Genomic DNA, 733 nt, shown 5'->3' with positions numbered 1-733 from the left:
GCGCCGCGCCATGGTTGCCGGAAGAATGGGTCACCACCCCGCGCGCGGCCTGTTCCGGCGTCAGCGCCGATACCGCGTTGCAGGCCCCCCGGAACTTGAACGCACCGCTGCGCTGCAGATGCTCGGCCTTGAAGTGCAGGCGCGCGCCGCTCAGCGTATCCAGCACCTGCGAGCGCAGCACCGGGGTCACGCTGGCATGGGGTGCGATGCGTGCCGCCGCTGCCAGCACATCGGCCGCTCCGGGCAGGGAAAGTTCTTTCATGCAGAAAGGTTAACGTAGGCCCCAAGCATCGGACCATCTCGGTGGTTGCGATGGCCATCATTCAGTTCCGCCGGACGGAGTTAAGGACCGATTCAACGCGGTCCGCCGAAGCTGGCACCACACCCACGGGGGGACACGCATCATGAAGCGCTTGAACATTGCCGCCGGGCTGCTGCTTGGTCTGTCCGCTTGCGCAACCTACGACTATGTCGGCGGCGGCGCAGGCGGCTACTACCACGGCTCGCCCTCGGTGCAGTACAGCTACCCGTATGGCTATCCCTATGGCCGCTATGACGGTTATTACGGCTACGGCAGCGGCTACTACGGGTATGGCGGTTACGGCGGGCGTTATCCGATCTATCGCCCACCGCACAACCACCGTCCGCCAGCGCGCCCGCCGCAGCAGGGCCATGGCCCGCGTCCGGGCAATGGCGATGGAAACGGCCATGGTCCACGGCCGCCGCGCCCGAC

Annotated in this window: 1 protein-coding gene and 1 pseudogene; one reads left to right on the top strand and one right to left on the bottom strand. The window is 66.7% G+C overall.

Annotated features, from left to right (window positions below; translation table 11 throughout):
• A partial coding sequence (locus JCM9942_RS17345; protein WP_157723059.1) for a pyridoxal-phosphate dependent enzyme occupies nt 1-262 on the bottom strand: 262 nt, incomplete at its 3' end.
• Nucleotides 263-404: 142 nt separating this feature from the next.
• Here JCM9942_RS17345 and JCM9942_RS17340 point away from each other — a divergent pair.
• Nucleotides 405-733 (top strand): annotated as a pseudogene (locus JCM9942_RS17340) (hypothetical protein); the annotation flags it as partial.

The organism is Stenotrophomonas pictorum JCM 9942 (assembly GCF_001310775.1).
In the GTDB taxonomy this organism is placed as follows: domain Bacteria; phylum Pseudomonadota; class Gammaproteobacteria; order Xanthomonadales; family Xanthomonadaceae; genus Stenotrophomonas; species Stenotrophomonas pictorum.
Note: the sequence above shows the minus strand (reverse complement) of the source record. Positions and strands in the feature narration are given on the sequence as shown.